The organism is Glaciecola petra, from assembly GCF_031846345.1.
GTDB classification, from domain to species: Bacteria; Pseudomonadota; Gammaproteobacteria; order Enterobacterales; family Alteromonadaceae; genus Glaciecola; species Glaciecola petra.
On record NZ_JAVRHX010000020.1, the window covers coordinates 1 to 783 of the forward strand.

Consider the following 783-nt stretch of genomic DNA (forward strand, 5'->3'; position numbering starts at 1 on the left):
TAAAGATAGAGTTCAAAAGTAGTGGTTAGGGCCAACAAGCCTTAAAACATTTTTTGCCTCGTGAATAGATCAAATGGTTTATTGCGAGCAGTTTGTTTTAAGTGGCAAAATCGTTTGTTCTAGCGTGATTAACTGGAGAAGTGGATATCCCACCGTCTCCGTTGAACATGCACACATCGGTTGCGCAAGATTTTATCCTAAGGATAAAATTTGCACGATAGGCTTGTAGCTCAGCTGGTTAGAGCGCACCCCTGATAAGGGTGAGGTCGGCAGTTCAAGTCTGCCCAAGCCTACCATTTACCACAAACACTTGCTTTGCAAGTGGGCGTTGCAAACATGTTTAAGCGGAAGGAGACCTTCCTGACATGTTGCCTACTCGCTAAAGGGAAAGGTTGTTTTCGGTTTTGGTTAGTTAGCAACATCCGCATTGCCTATATCTCAAAACGGACGACTTAATATTATGGCTATAATTAGTCAAGATTATTAAGTGTAGATGTTCAACCATTGCTTTAGTACTGATGTAAGGGGCTATAGCTCAGCTGGGAGAGCGCCTGCCTTGCACGCAGGAGGTCAGCAGTTCGATCCTGCTTAGCTCCACCATTTATTACAAGCACTTTCATTTTAAGTGGGCGTTGCAAATGTGTTTAACCGGAAGTTAACCTTCCTAACACATAGCATACTCGCTGAAGTGTCGATGGTAGACACCTTTACACCATACAAACCTTAATAAATAGGTTCCCTCATGATGAAGGTGAGAAGTTATTTATTAGGGTTTTTTTAAGC

The 783-nt window shown here is 42.5% G+C and carries 2 tRNA genes; both read left to right on the forward strand.

What is annotated here, in order from left to right:
- The first annotated feature begins 219 nt into the window (after nt 1-219).
- Nucleotides 220-296: transfer RNA gene (locus tag RM552_RS17685), tRNA-Ile, on the forward strand.
- Nucleotides 297-524: 228 nt separating this feature from the next.
- Nucleotides 525-600, forward strand: a tRNA-Ala gene (locus RM552_RS17690).
- The last annotated feature ends 183 nt before the right edge of the window (nt 601-783 follow it).